The organism is Corynebacterium limaceinasi (assembly GCF_046717465.1).
Classification (GTDB): Bacteria; Actinomycetota; Actinomycetes; order Mycobacteriales; family Mycobacteriaceae; genus Corynebacterium.
The window spans coordinates 1,123,367-1,137,265 of the sequence record NZ_CP177100.1; the positions used below are offsets into that span (position 1 = coordinate 1,123,367).

The 13,899-nt window shown below is 59.9% G+C and carries 14 protein-coding genes; 8 read left to right on the forward strand and 6 right to left on the reverse strand.

Annotation, left to right across the window (positions count from 1 at the left end):
• From ACLI1Q_RS05560 to ACLI1Q_RS05570, 3 genes are read right to left on the reverse strand one after another with little or no spacing between them, the layout of a single operon-like run.
• Positions 1-999, reverse strand: coding sequence for a serine hydrolase domain-containing protein (locus ACLI1Q_RS05560; protein WP_239267724.1), 999 nt, complete (start codon positions 997-999; stop codon positions 1-3).
• Positions 999-1,496: an ArsR/SmtB family transcription factor gene (locus tag ACLI1Q_RS05565; RefSeq protein WP_239267722.1), complete on the reverse strand. Its 498-nt coding sequence runs from the start codon at positions 1,494-1,496 to the stop codon at positions 999-1,001. The genes ACLI1Q_RS05560 and ACLI1Q_RS05565 overlap by 1 nt, the downstream gene beginning before the upstream one ends.
• A 40-nt stretch (positions 1,497-1,536) precedes the next feature.
• Complete coding sequence (locus ACLI1Q_RS05570; protein WP_239267720.1) at positions 1,537-2,208, reverse strand: 3'-5' exonuclease; 672 nt, start codon at positions 2,206-2,208, stop codon at positions 1,537-1,539.
• 45 nt (positions 2,209-2,253) lie between these two features.
• Here ACLI1Q_RS05570 and ligA point away from each other — a divergent pair, with 45 nt between their 5' ends.
• Entirely contained in the window at positions 2,254-4,323 is a 2,070-nt protein-coding gene (gene ligA / locus ACLI1Q_RS05575; protein WP_255716799.1) for an NAD-dependent DNA ligase LigA, read from the forward strand.
• 17 nt (positions 4,324-4,340) lie between these two features.
• Here the strand turns inward: ligA and ACLI1Q_RS05580 are convergent, their stop codons facing one another.
• The gene (locus ACLI1Q_RS05580) at positions 4,341-5,003 is read right to left on the reverse strand and encodes an amino acid-binding ACT (RefSeq protein WP_005280230.1); all 663 of its coding nucleotides are present in this window, start codon (positions 5,001-5,003) and stop codon (positions 4,341-4,343) included.
• A gap of 207 nt (positions 5,004-5,210) precedes the next feature.
• Here ACLI1Q_RS05580 and gatC point away from each other — a divergent pair, with 207 nt between their 5' ends.
• From gatC to ACLI1Q_RS05595, 3 genes are all read left to right on the forward strand, one after another.
• Positions 5,211-5,507 carry an Asp-tRNA(Asn)/Glu-tRNA(Gln) amidotransferase subunit GatC gene (gene gatC, locus ACLI1Q_RS05585; protein WP_005280231.1) on the forward strand — a complete coding sequence of 99 codons (297 nt, stop codon included), beginning with the start codon at positions 5,211-5,213 and terminating at the stop codon, positions 5,505-5,507.
• Positions 5,508-6,995 (forward strand): Asp-tRNA(Asn)/Glu-tRNA(Gln) amidotransferase subunit GatA, encoded by a 1,488-nt coding sequence (gene gatA / locus ACLI1Q_RS05590; RefSeq protein WP_239267716.1) that lies wholly within the window; start codon positions 5,508-5,510, stop codon positions 6,993-6,995.
• A gap of 104 nt (positions 6,996-7,099) precedes the next feature.
• On the forward strand, positions 7,100-7,615 hold the full coding sequence (locus ACLI1Q_RS05595) for an META domain-containing protein (protein WP_239267715.1): 516 nt from the start codon (positions 7,100-7,102) through the stop codon (positions 7,613-7,615).
• 77 nt (positions 7,616-7,692) lie between these two features.
• Here the strand turns inward: ACLI1Q_RS05595 and ACLI1Q_RS05600 are convergent, their stop codons facing one another.
• On the reverse strand, positions 7,693-8,016 hold the full coding sequence (locus ACLI1Q_RS05600; RefSeq protein WP_005282483.1) for a membrane protein: 324 nt from the start codon (positions 8,014-8,016) through the stop codon (positions 7,693-7,695).
• A 47-nt stretch (positions 8,017-8,063) separates the two neighbouring features.
• Between ACLI1Q_RS05600 and ACLI1Q_RS05605 the strand changes: the two genes are divergently transcribed.
• The 3 genes from ACLI1Q_RS05605 (at position 8,064) to ACLI1Q_RS05615 (ending at position 11,534) form a co-directional block, all read left to right on the forward strand.
• A complete protein-coding gene (locus ACLI1Q_RS05605; protein WP_284631832.1) occupies positions 8,064-9,440 on the forward strand; it encodes a DHA2 family efflux MFS transporter permease subunit in 1,377 nt (458 codons plus the stop codon).
• Between the two features lie 24 nt (positions 9,441-9,464).
• Complete coding sequence (locus ACLI1Q_RS05610) at positions 9,465-10,496, forward strand: ATP-dependent 6-phosphofructokinase (protein WP_005280236.1); 1,032 nt, start codon at positions 9,465-9,467, stop codon at positions 10,494-10,496.
• Positions 10,497-10,568: 72 nt separating this feature from the next.
• On the forward strand, positions 10,569-11,534 hold the full coding sequence (locus ACLI1Q_RS05615) for a bile acid:sodium symporter family protein (protein WP_411697134.1): 966 nt from the start codon (positions 10,569-10,571) through the stop codon (positions 11,532-11,534).
• On the opposite strand, the gene ACLI1Q_RS05620 is transcribed toward ACLI1Q_RS05615, so the two are convergent.
• Positions 11,531-12,316, reverse strand: a complete 786-nt coding sequence (locus ACLI1Q_RS05620; protein WP_284849478.1) for a DUF4261 domain-containing protein — start codon at positions 12,314-12,316, stop codon at positions 11,531-11,533. The genes ACLI1Q_RS05615 and ACLI1Q_RS05620 overlap by 4 nt on opposite strands.
• A 57-nt stretch (positions 12,317-12,373) precedes the next feature.
• Between ACLI1Q_RS05620 and gatB the strand changes: the two genes are divergently transcribed.
• Positions 12,374-13,879: an Asp-tRNA(Asn)/Glu-tRNA(Gln) amidotransferase subunit GatB gene (gatB, locus tag ACLI1Q_RS05625; protein ID WP_239275322.1), complete on the forward strand. Its 1,506-nt coding sequence runs from the start codon at positions 12,374-12,376 to the stop codon at positions 13,877-13,879.
• Positions 13,880-13,899 lie beyond the last annotated feature (20 nt).

Sequence of the window (13,899 nt, forward strand, 5' to 3'; positions counted from 1 at the left end):
TTAAATCTCATCGAATAGCGCTTGGGCGAGGTCACTAGTCCACGCCGGGGTGTCATTATTGGCGAAGGCTGCGCGCTTATTTTCGGGATCTATGATGAGCATCGTCGAGTAGCCACCCGTTCCGCCGTCGTGCCAGAAGCTTTGGTTGTCTTCACTTTTTTGCCAGCCATAGGCCATATCGCCGTTATCCATAATCCACTCGGCGAAAGCTGCCATGTCATGTGCGGTTGATCGTAGTGCGCCCGCTGCGGCATTGCCGCCTCCCATCTCCCATGGATCGGCCTCCCGGCCGGTGGCAGTAAGGCCCCGTGGGGCATCATCGGGGACAGATCCTGGGGTCATGAGGTAGGACTCCGTCATTCCGGCGGGTTGGAAGATTCTCTCCTGGAGCAGGTCTTCATAGTCTGAATCGGCTGCCGTTTCCAGGAGGTGGCCAAGCAGTCCATACCCCATATTGGAATAAGTCTCCGTTCCACGATCTTTAAGATCCGCTTCGGTGGCGGCATCGAGGATATCTTGGGTGGTCTCACCTGCGTAGGGATTAACACCAGTAACGGCCGATATTGCATCAGCGAAAAAATTCCCTTGTGCTAGCCGGGGTAATCCTGAGGTGTGGTTGAGCAACTCTTGTACTGTGACCTCGGAAATGGGTGCTTGGCCAACGTCTAGGACATCGCCCACGGTGGTATCAAGGCCTATTTTTCCTTCTTCTACAAGCTGGTGAGCTATTTCTCCGGTGAACATCTTGGTCACCGAACCGATTTCTACCTCTGTGTGTTCATCCGCGCCGAGCCCTGCGAAGGTGGCTTTCCCTTCGTGCAGCGTGAAGGCGGTGAGATTATTGAAACCCGGTTCGGTGTGTTTGCGCAGTGTGGCGGAAAGTTCGGCATTGCCGGTTTCCGTGGTGGCCACAGCGATCCGCCGCGGCCCAATCACGAGCAGGAGGGCTGCTGACATGATGGTGACGGTGATGGCTAGCGCCATTTTTCGCTTTCGCATTAGTGATCCTCGCTTGCGGTAATGATCGTGAGCAGGGGGATGACGCGGGCCGCACGGATTGAGTATTGCCCGTGTGTCTTGGTGGTCCAGCCACCGTTAGTAAGCGCACTGAGGTGGTGATAGGCGGTGCCGGTGGAGGTGACGATTTCCTCTTCCACCAGTTCTGTGGCGGTGGCTGGTGCGCTAAGGAGGCGGCGCAGAATTTCACCGCGCACGGGGTGCGCCAATGCGGCGAGGCGGTCGAGATTGTCGGACCAATCTCCAGCGGTCACCGTGTTTGTTGGGCGCTGCCATTGGTAGACATAGGAACCTAGGCCGGTGGTGATGTTGCCGCCAAAAATGACGGACCCTTCAGGAAGCTGGTCAGAAGGTTCAAGCGCATCCGCGAGCCACATGGTGGACTCTCCCGCGGATGATTCGACGGGGTCAGGGTCGGGGTTTTCGAGTTGTGTGACGCGAGCCTCGAGACGGGCAATGCGCGATTCTAAGGAATCCATATTTCTAGAATTCCAAAACACTAGAAATATGGCAAGGGGATTAGGAAATGAGCGGCCACGCCGTCGAGACATCGGAGGCATCGCGGCCCTTGCCTTCTAGGTACTTCTTGAAGGCGACGCGGTCCTCGTACCACTTGACTGCTTGGAATTCCATGAGCTCGTTTTCGTCCATCTGCGCGAGGTTGGGGTAGTGCTGGCGCACCTGCTTCCAGGCCACGCGAGCGGCAGCGAGGGCATCGGCAGTAGCCTCGTGCGCATTGCCCAATTCCACGCCGTAGTGCTCGCACACCGCTCCGAGGGTGCGCTTTCCCTTGCGCCACTTATCGCTCACGCGGTCAATGACGTACGGATCGAAGACAGGGCCGGTGACCGTGAAATCGCCAGTGAGGCTGCGCAGCACAGTAAGATCAAAAGGCGCGTTATACACGATGAGTGTCAGGCCGTCGTCCCACGCAGCCTTGATGGCATCAACCGTGTCCTTGAGGACCTCCTCGTGCGGGCGGCCTTCTGCCTGGGCCTTTTCCGTTGTGATCCCATGCACGTCGGTGGCGGCTTGGGGGATCTCGATGCCAGGATCCGCAAGGTGCTCCACCTTCTGGACATCGTGGCCGTCAATGCGGACTAGGGCAGAGGTAACGATGCGGGCGTCTTTGGGGTTGGCGGAGGTGGTCTCAAGGTCGAAGGCGAGCATGCGGGAGGCGTCGAAGTTCATGGTCCATACCTTAGTAGCTAGCCCGGACATGGGGGATCGCTAGACTTGGATACCGTGACTAATCCAGCTGATGTGCAACGTGAATGGAACGACCTGGCGCAGGAAGTGCGCCGCCACCGCAACCTGTATTACAACGGTGAACCGGCAATTCCCGATGCCGACTTTGACGCGCTTTTCCAGCGCCTGATGGACCTAGAAAAGCAGCACCCGGAGCTGGCGGTTCCGGATTCGCCTACCCAACAGGTAGGTGCAACCCCGAACGCCGGCGAGGATATTGAGCACCTCGAGCGCATGATGAGCCTCGATAACGTCTTTAGCGCCGGTGAGATGCAGGACTGGCTGGATAGGACGCCCGCCAAAACCTACCTGACGGAGCTGAAGATCGATGGCCTCTCCATCGACTTGGTCTACCGCAACGGGCGTTTGGACACGGCCGCTACCCGTGGCGATGGCACCGTGGGCGAGGAGATTACCGCCAATGCGCGGGTTATTTCTGATATCCCGCACGAACTTACGGGCACTGATGAGTACCCAGTCCCGGAACTTATTGAAATCCGCGGCGAGGTCTATATGCGCCCCGAAGATTTCGAAGAGATCAATGAGGAGCGCGCGGCGGACGGCAAGGCGCGGTTTGCCAATCCCCGCAACGCTGCGGCCGGCGGACTGCGCATGAAGGATCCCGCCGAGGTGAAAAAACGCCGCCTGCGCATGGTGTGTCACGGCCTAGGCGCGCGCGAGGGATTTTCCCCCTCCTCCCAGCACGACGCCTATAAGGCCATCGCCGCATGGGGCTTGCCCGTCTCGCCCTATACCAAGCAGGTCCACTCCGCCGCAGAAGTACAAGAGGAAGTATCTTACTGGGCCGAACACCGCCACGATGCGATTTTTGAAATGGATGGGCTCGTGGTCAAGGTGGACGATTTGGGCTCACAGCGCCAGCTCGGGGCGACCTCCCGCGCACCCCGCTGGGCCATTGCCTATAAGTACCCGCCGGAAGAGGTCACGACGAAGCTAAAAAACATCGAGGTCGGTGTCGGGCGTACGGGGCGCGTTACCCCCTTTGCCATCATGGAACCGGTCTTTGTCTCCGGCTCCACGGTATCCATGGCGACCCTGCACAATCAGTCTGAGGTCAAGCGCAAGGGCGTGCTTATCGGGGATACCATTATTATCCGCAAGGCCGGGGAAATCATTCCTGAGGTACTAGGCCCCGTGCGCGAACAGCGCGATGGCAGCGAATACGAATGGTCCTTCCCCACGCAGTGCCCAGCCTGCGGCACGACGCTCGCCCCGCAAAAAGATGGCGATGCTGACTGGCGATGCCCCAATACCCAATCCTGCCCAGCCCAACTTTCCGCGCGCCTGGAATACCTCGCCTCCCGCAAGGGCCTCGACATTGAGGCACTGGGGGAGAAGGGAGCTATGGACCTCATCGAAAACGGAATCCTCACCGATGAATCCGAGCTCTTCGAACTAACGGAAGAAAAGCTGCTTGCTTCCGATGTCTATACGGCCAAGCGCGATACGAAGGATAAGCGCAGCAAAAAAGAGGGCAATGCCAAGGTCAATACCGCGGGCAAGAACCTCCTGCAGAACTTAGAAGAGGTCAAAGACCGCGACTTCTGGCGCGTGCTAGTCTCGCTATCCATTCGCCACGTGGGCCCCATTGCCGCCCGCGCCTTGGCAGCGCGTTATGGCTCCATGGAAAAGCTGCGCGCGGCCAAAACCGAAGATCTTGCAGAGGTAGATGGCGTAGGCGCGGTCATCGCGGAATCCTTCCACGCCTGGTTCGAGGTGGACTGGCACCGCACCATCGTTGAGAAATGGGCGGAGGCTGGTCTAGCCATGGAGGTAGCCGCCGAGGACAGGAAGGAACAAACCCTAGAGGGCCTGACCATCGTTGTTACCGGCAGCCTCGAAGACTTCACGCGCGATTCCGCCAAGGAAGCCATCATCAGCCGCGGCGGAAAGGCAACCGGCTCCGTATCAAAGAAAACCTCCTACCTCGTCGCCGGAGCCAAAGCCGGCTCCAAGGAGGATAAGGCTCGCGACCTTGGCGTGCCTATCTTGAACGAGGAGCAATTCCACACGCTCTTGGACACCGGGGAGGTATAGGCGCGCCGGGCTGGGGCTTATTTGAGGAAGGCGCCCAAAATCGTGCCGATGTGGCCGAGGTGCTCGACTTCAGAGGCCAGGTATTCCGGCCCGCCGGTGCGACCCATGGCGATGACCATCCCGGTATCTCCCAGGGGAGCCGCGGCCAGGGCGGAATCGAGCAGCGCCCAGCTTTCTGGCACCCATTCGTCCTTATCGGGGTGCAAGGTGCGCGCGCTGTCGATGTTGAGATCGACCGGAATCGTATCGTCATCGGCAGGGGCCGCGTTTGAGGAAGCGACGCGGTGAATGGGCTCATTATTGTCAATGACGATGGCCCACGTGGAGGTCGCCGCCTTCGGAATAGCCGCGACGACTTCCTCCATCGCTGCCGTGACATTGGAGGCATTGGCGGCAACGCGCGCTAATAACTCGATCTGCCCGCGCCGGTCCACGCGGCCGCTGAAGGGCCGAATGGAATCTACTTCCACGCCATGAACAGAGGCGGCGGCGGTAATTAAGGCATCGGCCATAGCGTCTGCGGGAAGTTCAATGACGATGTCATCCATGACGGTGCCATCCGGGAAGGATTCTACGATGTCAACGGATTGGATATTGCCGTCAACCAGTCCGAAGGCCTCCGAAAGCTGGCCCAAACTACCAGGGGTATCGGGAAGCAGGACACGGATTAGGTAAGACATTAAGTCGCACGCTTTCAGTAGCTTATAAGCTTATAGTTCCAATAACGATACCTGGGTCACAGTGCGACGTTCAAGGGGCAATAATTCGGGGTGACTCGGCAACCGCGCGGGTTGGTGCAGTATCATGGAGCCTTAGCAATTTACATAGTACGCGCGGGAAAATAATTTTCACCTGCGCGTCGATTATGGAAAAAGGATGGAGTTCGCGTGTCTGAGATTTCGCGTGATGAGGTAGCCCACCTTGCCAAGCTTTCCCGCCTGGCATTAAGCGATGAAGAGCTAGCCCAATTCGCAAGCCAGATTGATGAAATTGTTGATTCCGTTTCCGCAGTAAGGAACGTGGACACTGAAGGCGTGGAACCGATGAGCCACCCGCACTCCGTGGATGCACCGATGCGCGAAGACGTCATCGTGCGCACCCTTACCGCCGAGCAGGCCTTGGACCAAGCGCCGGCCGTGGAAGATGAGCGATTCGTCGTGCCGCAGATTTTGGGAGGAGAGTAAATGACCAACGTTGTCGTACCTGCGGAGGGGCTGACCTCTTTGACCGCCGCCGAGCTGGCGGACAAGATTCACGCGCGCGAGGTGACCTCCCGCGAGGTCACCCAGGCCTTTTTGGATCGCATTGCGGAAACCAACCCGGAACTCAACTCCTTCCTGCACGTGGGGCAGGAGGAAGCATTGGCGGCTGCCGATGTCGTGGATAAGGCCCTCGACGCCGGCGAAAAGCCCGCATCGGCACTGGCCGGTGTGCCGCTGGCTCTAAAAGACCTGCTGGTTACTACCGATGCCCCCACTACCGCCGCATCCAAGATGCTCGAAGGCTACATGTCTCCGTATGATGCGACGGTGACCAAGCGCCTGCGCGAGGCCGGCATCCCGATCCTTGGCAAGACGAACCTGGATGAGTTTGCGATGGGTTCGTCCAATGAGAACTCCGCATTTGGCCCGGTTCACAACCCGTATGACACCGAGCGCACCCCGGGCGGTTCCGGTGGCGGCACTGCAGCGGCGCTGGCTTCGGGGCAAGCTCCATTAGGTATTGGTACCGATACCGGCGGATCCATTCGCCAGCCGTCGGCGCTGACCAATACCGTGGGCGTAAAGCCCACCTACGGCACGGTATCTCGCTACGGCCTGATTGCAGCCGCGTCCTCGCTGGACCAGGCGGGTCCCTGTGGCCGTACCGTCCTGGATACCGCGCTCTTGCACGAGGTTATTGCCGGCCACGATGCCTTCGACGCCACGTCTGTGGACAGGCCTGTTGCCCCCGTGGTGGAGGCCGCCCGCGAAGGCGCGAAGGGTGATCTGAGCGGCGTCAAGGTAGGCCTCATTAAGCAATTCGAGCGCGATGGCTGGCAGGACGGCGTGATGGAGAACTACCACGCCGCCGTGGAACAGCTGCGCGAGCAGGGCGCGGAAATCGTCGAGGTGGACTGCCCGCACTTCGACGAGGCCTTGGCTGCCTACTACCTGATCATGCCGTGTGAGGTCTCGTCCAACCTGGCCCGCTTCGATGGCATGCGCTACGGCCTGCGCGCTGGCGATGACGGATCCCACTCCGCGGAGCAGGTCATGTCCCAGTCGCGCGCAGAGGGCTTCGGCCCCGAGGTCAAGCGCCGCATCATGCTGGGCACGTATGCGCTGTCCGTGGGCTACTACGATGCCTACTACCTGCAGGCGCAGCGCGTGCGCACCCTCGTGGCCCAGGACTTTGCCCGCGCCTTTGAGCAGGCTGACGTACTAGTCTCGCCGACCACCCCAACCACCGCGTTCAAGCTGGGGGAGAAGGCCGAAGACCCCATGGCGATGTACAACTTCGACCTGTGCACCTTGCCGCTAAACCTGGCCGGCCTGTGCGGCATGTCCGTGCCTTCCGGCCTGGCCGCCGATACCAACTTGCCTACCGGTTTGCAGATCATGGCACCGGCTTTCCAGGATGACCGCCTGTACAAGGTGGGTGCAGCCTATGAAGCTAAGCGCCAAAGCTAGCCGCGCTATCTAAAATCGTTGTCACTGTGAAATAGCTGCGGATTAGATAACGATTCGTTTACACCCCTGTTGGATGCCCATCCGGCAGGGGTAGATTAATGGGTATGACTTTGAAAAAGATTGCAACCGCGACGATGTCCGTCTCCGCAGCTGCGCTCATGACCATGGGCGTAGCAAACGCTGAGGAACCCGCAGCAAACCCGGCACCGGCTGAGCCCGGCACCGAGGTGGCAGACACCACCGCCAAGAGCGACCTGGTGGAATCCCTGCCGGCAGACGCTGACAAGCTGGTGCCCAACATCGAGGGCCAGACCATCACCGGTGAGCTGCACTCCGTTAAGGAAGACGGTCAGTTCACCGTGCAGTTCGACAAGGATCAGTCCCTGGTTCTCGATGATGGCTGCAATACCTACACCACCTCCTACGATGTGGATAAGGATGGCACCATTCACGTAGGTGACTTCGTCTCCACCAAGGTGGCGTGTGATGACCACACCCAGGCACTTTCTGATTCCCTGCGTGACGTCCTCGAGTCCGAGCCTTCCTTCTATGCTCTGCCTGACGGCCAGGCCGCACTGGGCACTGAGGACAACGCCGTTGTCTTCAACGTTGTGGAGTAAATACTCACAAAACCATTCAGCACCATGATCCTCCTTGGCGGGGGACCATGGTGCTGTTGTGTATGTGGCGGGGTGGACTACTTGGCATCGGAAAGCGCGTAGGCAGCGCCTGCGGAGGCGGCCGTCACGGCGAGGACTGCTGGCCAGGAACCAATCTTCTTTGCCAATGGGTGGGAGGCGCCGAACGCGCCGACATACAGGGCGGACAGGCCTGCGGTCGTGGCGGGGTTGGTCTTCTTGGCCCAAGAACGGCCGGCCCATAGGCCCGCTGCGCCGAGGATGACGCCGCCGAGCGGGCGAATGCCGGTCTCGCGGGCGGTGACCCAACCACCGATAAGGCCGAGGGTAACGGTGGTGGCGGTGGATACGTCTTGCGGTTTCTTGATATCAATCATGGACATGGTGGCCAGTCTAGGCCTGATTTGTGTGCCCCGCTAGAATTCCTGCCATGATTGCGGAGACTAACCTGCCATCGGAGCGCCAAGCATGGCTCGCCATGTTTGCCCTATCCCTCGGTTTCTTTGTATCCCTGTTGGACCAATCGATGGTAGCCATCGCCTTGCCGGAGATTCAGGCGGATTTGGGCGCCACGGTCAATGAAATCATGTGGGTTTCGGCCGCCTTTTTGCTTGCCGTCGTAGTGCCGCTGCTTTTTACGGGGCGGCTTGGCGATGTCCTCGGTCAGCGCGCCCTGTTTTGCATCGGCGTGGCACTGTTTGGGATCGGCGCAGTAGCGTGTGCGCTGGCGCCGTCGATAGAAGTGCTCATCGTCGCGCGCATCGTGCAGGGTCTCGGAGCATCGCTGGAGATGCCACAGACGATGTCCGTTATTAACCGGGTATTCGCCCGCGAGCGCCGTGGGCGCGCGCTGGGGGTATGGGGGATTATCGGTTCGGTGGCATCCTTGGCTGGGCCGCTGCTCGGCGGGTTCCTCGTGGCTTCTTTTGGCTGGCAGGCGGCCTTCTGGGTGCATATTCCATTTGTTATCGCCGCCATCGTGCTGGCCCTGCTGTGGATACCGAAGCTGCCGACCACGGCCCAGGACATCGATAAGCCCTCGGCCATAGTCTCGCTCATTGCGCTAGGGTCCATCGTCTTTGGCATTCAACAAGGCCCAGAGCTGGATTGGGACTGGCGGGTGCTAGTGGTGCTTGCCATCGGCATAGTCGCAAGCATCGCCTTTGTGCGCTTGCAGACTAGCGCGCAGGATCGCGGCTCTACGCCTCTTTTTCCGGTGGAGCTCTTCCACAACCGCAATTATGCGGCCGGTTCCGTGGGCATATTAACCATGGGCTTTATGGCGGCTTCGGTCATGCTGCCGGTGATGTTGTGGTTGCAATCGGTCAAGGGGTTATCCGCCGGGGAGGCCGGCATTATCGTGGCTCCCATGGCGCTGGTCTCGATGCTGATGTCACCCATCGCCGGCATCCTCACGGACGTGGTGAATCCGCGCCTGATGGGGCTGGTGGGGTTTAGCCTGATGATCGCCTCGCTGTGTTTGGCCTGGTGGGTCATGCATGCCGACGCCAATCCGTGGTGGTTGGCCTTGCCCATCGCCGTTCTAGGAATCGGCCAGTCCTTTATCTGGGGCTCTAATGCGGCAACGACGCTGCGCGATATTTCACCTCACCACATGGGCGCGGCGTCGGGGGCGTATAACACCTCCCGCCAGGTGGGATCCGTGGTGGGCGTGGCTCTAGTCTCCGCCGTAATGCAAACGGGTAATCCGACTACGGCGATCATCAATTCGATTCTCGTGATTGTTATCGCGCTGGTGGTGGGACTTATCTCCTCACTGCGCTACGTGGACACGCTGCATGGATAAAAATCCTGCGCTAAATTGGGGGTTATGCGTCTTGCTGTACTGACTTCCGGTGGCGATTGCCCCGGCCTGAATGCTGTAATCCGTGCGGTTGTGCGAACCGCATCCAACGAATTTGGCGATACCGTCGTGGGCTACGAAGACGGGTGGGTTGGCCTTTTAGAAGACCGTCGGCGCGATCTTTACGACGATGCCGGCATCGACCGGATTCTCTTGCGTGGCGGCACCATTTTGGGTACCGGCCGACTGCACCCCGATAAATTTAAGGCCGGCCTGGAGCAGATCAAGACGAATATGCGCGAGGCCGAGGTCGATGCCCTCGTTGCCATCGGTGGCGAAGGCACGCTCAAGGGCGCTAAGTGGCTTAACGATAATGGCATCCCCGTCGTGGGCGTGCCGAAGACCATTGATAATGACGTCAACGCCACGGACTATACCTTCGGCTTCGATACCGCGGTATCGGTGGCAACGGATGCGATCGACCGCCTGCACACGACGGCTGAATCCCACAACCGCATCCTCATCGTGGAGGTCATGGGCCGCCACGTGGGCTGGATTGCTTTGCACGCAGGCATGGCCGGCGGCGCACATTACACCGTGATTCCAGAAGAGCCCTTCGATATCGCGGAGATTACCAAGGCGATGGAACGCCGCTTCCAGATGGGTGAGAAATACGGCATCATTTGTGTGGCCGAAGGTGCCCTGCCGAAGGAGGGCACCATGGAGTTTGAGGCCGGTGGCGTCGACCAATTTGGCCACCAAACCTTCAATGGCATTGGCCAGGTCATTGGCGATGAAATCAATAAGCGCACCGGCTATGACGTGCGCACCACCGTGTTGGGCCACATCCAGCGCGGCGGCACACCCACCGCGTATGACCGCGTCCTGGCGACCCGCTACGGCGTGCACGCTGCCCGCGCGGCGCACAATGGGGACTCGGGAATGTGCGTTGCCCTGCACGGTGAAGATATCGACCTCGTGCCATTGGAAGAGGCCGTGGGTACGCTGAAGACGGTGCCAGATGCCCGCTACCGCAATGCGCAAGCCCTGTTCGGCTAAGGTCTGTTAAACCTCCGCCGTCTCGAATATTAAGATCGCCCTCTCACATGGTGGGAGGGTATTCTTTTGTATATGAGTACCAATAGCGCTACAGAAAAACAGGAAGAACGGCAAGCGCTCATCGCGGCGCTGGGTTTTCCCATACTCGTTATTATCGGCAGCATTATTGGCTACATCGCCCCGGATACCGCGGCATCCTTTGCCCCGCAGGTAACGCCGCTGTTGGGCATCGTCATGTTTGGCATGGGGCTTACCCTCAAGCCCGTCGATTTTGCGCTCGTGGTGCGCCGGCCACTGCCCGTGGTGCTCGGCGTGGTGTCGCAGTTCGTCATTATGCCGCTGATCGCGCTCGCGGTGGTGGCAGTCATGGATCTGCCAGAAGCGGTTGCGGCTGGAGTGATTTTGGTCGGCTGCGCCCCAGGCGGCACGAGCTCTAACGTGGTGTCCTACTTAGCGCGCGGCGATGTCGCGCTTTCGGTGACCATGACCTCCATCTCCACGCTCTTGGCGCCCATCCTCACCCCGCTATTGACCTTGTGGTTGGCGGGCGAATACATGCCGGTCTCCGCGGCATCGATGGCGTGGTCCATCGTCAAGGTGGTGCTCGTTCCGGTCATCGCGGGCATCGTCATCGGCATGCTGCTTCCCCGGCTCGTGGCGAAGATTCAGGCGGCATTGCCGTGGATTTCGGTTACCGCGATTGCCTTGATCGTGTGCATTGTCGTCGGCGGCGCGCATGACAATATCGTCACCGCCGGTGTGCTGGTCTTTGCCGCCGTGGTCATTCACAACGCGTGCGGCTATGGCTTGGGCTATCTCGCGGGCCTCTTTACCCGCCAGCCGGTTCCGGTCCGCCGCACCATGGCCGTGGAGGTAGGAATGCAAAATTCCGGGCTGGCCACTAGCCTTGCCTCTTCCTATATGAGCCCACTGGCTGCCTTGCCCGGCGCTGTCTTTTCCGTGTGGCACAACTTGTCCGGCGCGATCCTGGCTGCGCTGTGCCGCTTTAGCGATGCCCGCAAGGCCAAAGTCAGCTAAAAGTTAATGGTGACAGCGGGGAAGTTCTGGTCTACGAACCAGGGCTCCTCCGTGATGGTGAGTGAGGCCTGGCCTTCCTCGAAGGCCAAGGTATCGCCGCCTTTGACGGTGGCGCCTTGCAGGATATGGTTGGCGATATTTGCCAGCTTGTAATAGAGGTCCGTGGGATCCATCGAGCTGGTGCGCGCCTGGATTTCCGGGTGGCCCGCTTGGACCAGTCCCATAGAATAGCCGCGGAGCTCGCCGCCCGATTGCGTAATCCACACCGGCGCGATATGCATGGGGGCGAGGTTATTGCGCACGGCATCGTTAAACATCGCCGGGGAGATGGAGACGTTGCCGCGCGGGTTGTGGATGATGAGGCAGTTGGGGTGCTGGGCTACGGCGGACGTCGCTTGGGATAGCAGCTCTAGGTGCTCGCGGCGCGGCTCGCGGAATTGGTGAGAGAGGTCGTGTTCCTGATTATCCGGAAGGACTGAGACTAGCACTTGGGCTCCCGCGGTGTTGAGGTCGCCGGCATCGGCGCTCAAGATGGGGTGGAGGCCGTAACTATCTGGGGTGGGTGCAGAATCGATGGTCTGGTAGTGCAGGACAAACGCGCCATCGATAGGAACGACGAGGCTGCCTGGGTTCTTGCCGGGAGTAATCTCTCCGGCACGCCCCGAAAAGGTCCCGGTAACAGCCTCTGTGATCTCTTCGGTCGAGGGGGCGGTAGAAAAGACTGCGATGTTAATCAGTGGGGCATCGACAAGCGAAGTGTCTACTGTATGTGGAGTCGTCATGACAGTCACCCTAGGGGCTAGCGCGCGAGAGTGCACGGACGTATTAAGATGGCACGCATGACTGCTGCGATGTATGACCTGATGGACTTCGACGAGGTCCTCGACAAGTATGAACCGGTAATGGGCATGGAAGTCCACGTGGAGCTGGATACGGAAACCAAGATGTTTTCCACATCCGCCACGAACTTCAGCGCAGCCCCTAACTCCAATACCGATCCGGTATCGCTGGGCCTTCCCGGGGCTCTTCCCGTGGTTAACTCCAAGGGCGTGGAGGGTGCAATCAAGATTGGCCTGGCGCTTAATTGCTCCATCGCGGAGTCCTCGCGCTTTGCCCGCAAGAATTATTTCTACCCGGACCAGCCAAAGAACTACCAGATTTCCCAGTACGATGAGCCGATTGCCTATGACGGCTACCTCGACGTCGTACTGGAAGATGGCACGGAATGGCGCGTGGAAATCGAGCGCGCCCACATGGAAGAAGACACCGGTAAGCTGACCCACCTGGGCGGCGCCGATGGCCGCATCCACGGCGCTACCGCATCCCTGGTGGACTGCAACCGCGCGGGCATTCCGCTCATTGAGATCGTCACCAAGCCCATCATCGGCGCCGGCGAGCGCGCCCCCGAGGTGGCAAAGGCCTATGTCTCGGCGCTGCGCGAGCTCGTCGCTGCGTTGGGCGTGTCCGATGCCCGCATGGATCAAGGCTCCATGCGCGTAGACTCCAACCTTTCCTTGCGCCCTATCGGCCAAGAAGAATTCGGTACCCGTACCGAGACGAAGAACATCAACTCCATGCGCTCGGTCGAACAGGCCGTACGCTTTGAGATGCAGCGCCAGGCACAGGTATTAGAAGATGGCGGCAGCATCGAGCAGGAGACCCGCCACTACCAAGAAACCGATGGCTCTACCTCTAAGGGCCGCCCGAAGGAGACCGCGGAAGATTACCGCTACTTCAATGACCCGGATTTGCCGCCGGTCATCGCCCCGCGCGAGTGGGTAGAAGAGCTGCGCGCAACCCTTCCGGAGCTGCCGTGGGTCCGCCGCGCCCGCATCCAAAAGGAGTGGGGCATTAAGGACGAGGAGATGCGCGACCTAGTCAACGCGGGCGCGCTGGATCTCATCGTGGAGACGGTCGAAGTCGGCGCGAAGCCGGACGAGGCTCGTTCCTGGTGGGTGTCTTATCTTGCAGGTAAGGCCAATGAGCAGGACAAGACCCTGGCTGAGCTGGATATCACCCCGGCCCACATCGCCCGCGTCATCGCCTTGGTCAAGGAAGGCAAGCTGACCACCAAGCTGGCGCGCCAAGCCGTCGATGGCGTACTGGCGGGCGAGGGCGATGTTGATGAGGTCGTCGCCAAGCGCGGTCTCGAGGTCGTGCGCGATGATGGGGCCATCGAAAAGGCCGTGGATGATGCCTTGGCCGCAAACCCGGACATCGTGGAGAAGTACCGCGCCGGCAATAAGAAGGTCACCGGCGCGATCGTCGGTGCCGTGATGAAGGCGACGCAAGGCAAGGCGGATCCGGGTCAGGTTAATAAGCTGATCGCGGAAAAGCTGAGCTAATACGCCACTAATCTAGCCAG

Coding starts and splice junctions, on each gene's coding strand:
- ACLI1Q_RS05560 (WP_239267724.1), bottom strand. CDS start 999: ATGCGAAAGCGAAAAATGGCGCTAGCCATCACCGTCACCATCATGTCA.
- ACLI1Q_RS05565 (WP_239267722.1), bottom strand. CDS start 1,496: ATGGATTCCTTAGAATCGCGCATTGCCCGTCTCGAGGCTCGCGTCACA.
- ACLI1Q_RS05570 (WP_239267720.1), bottom strand. CDS start 2,208: ATGAACTTCGACGCCTCCCGCATGCTCGCCTTCGACCTTGAGACCACC.
- ACLI1Q_RS05580 (WP_005280230.1), bottom strand. CDS start 5,003: ATGTCTTACCTAATCCGTGTCCTGCTTCCCGATACCCCTGGTAGTTTG.
- gatA (WP_239267716.1), top strand. CDS start 5,508: ATGACCAACGTTGTCGTACCTGCGGAGGGGCTGACCTCTTTGACCGCC.
- ACLI1Q_RS05595 (WP_239267715.1), top strand. CDS start 7,100: ATGACTTTGAAAAAGATTGCAACCGCGACGATGTCCGTCTCCGCAGCT.
- ACLI1Q_RS05600 (WP_005282483.1), bottom strand. CDS start 8,016: ATGTCCATGATTGATATCAAGAAACCGCAAGACGTATCCACCGCCACC.
- ACLI1Q_RS05605 (WP_284631832.1), top strand. CDS start 8,064: ATGATTGCGGAGACTAACCTGCCATCGGAGCGCCAAGCATGGCTCGCC.
- ACLI1Q_RS05610 (WP_005280236.1), top strand. CDS start 9,465: ATGCGTCTTGCTGTACTGACTTCCGGTGGCGATTGCCCCGGCCTGAAT.
- ACLI1Q_RS05615 (WP_411697134.1), top strand. CDS start 10,569: ATGAGTACCAATAGCGCTACAGAAAAACAGGAAGAACGGCAAGCGCTC.
- ACLI1Q_RS05620 (WP_284849478.1), bottom strand. CDS start 12,316: ATGACGACTCCACATACAGTAGACACTTCGCTTGTCGATGCCCCACTG.
- gatB (WP_239275322.1), top strand. CDS start 12,374: ATGACTGCTGCGATGTATGACCTGATGGACTTCGACGAGGTCCTCGAC.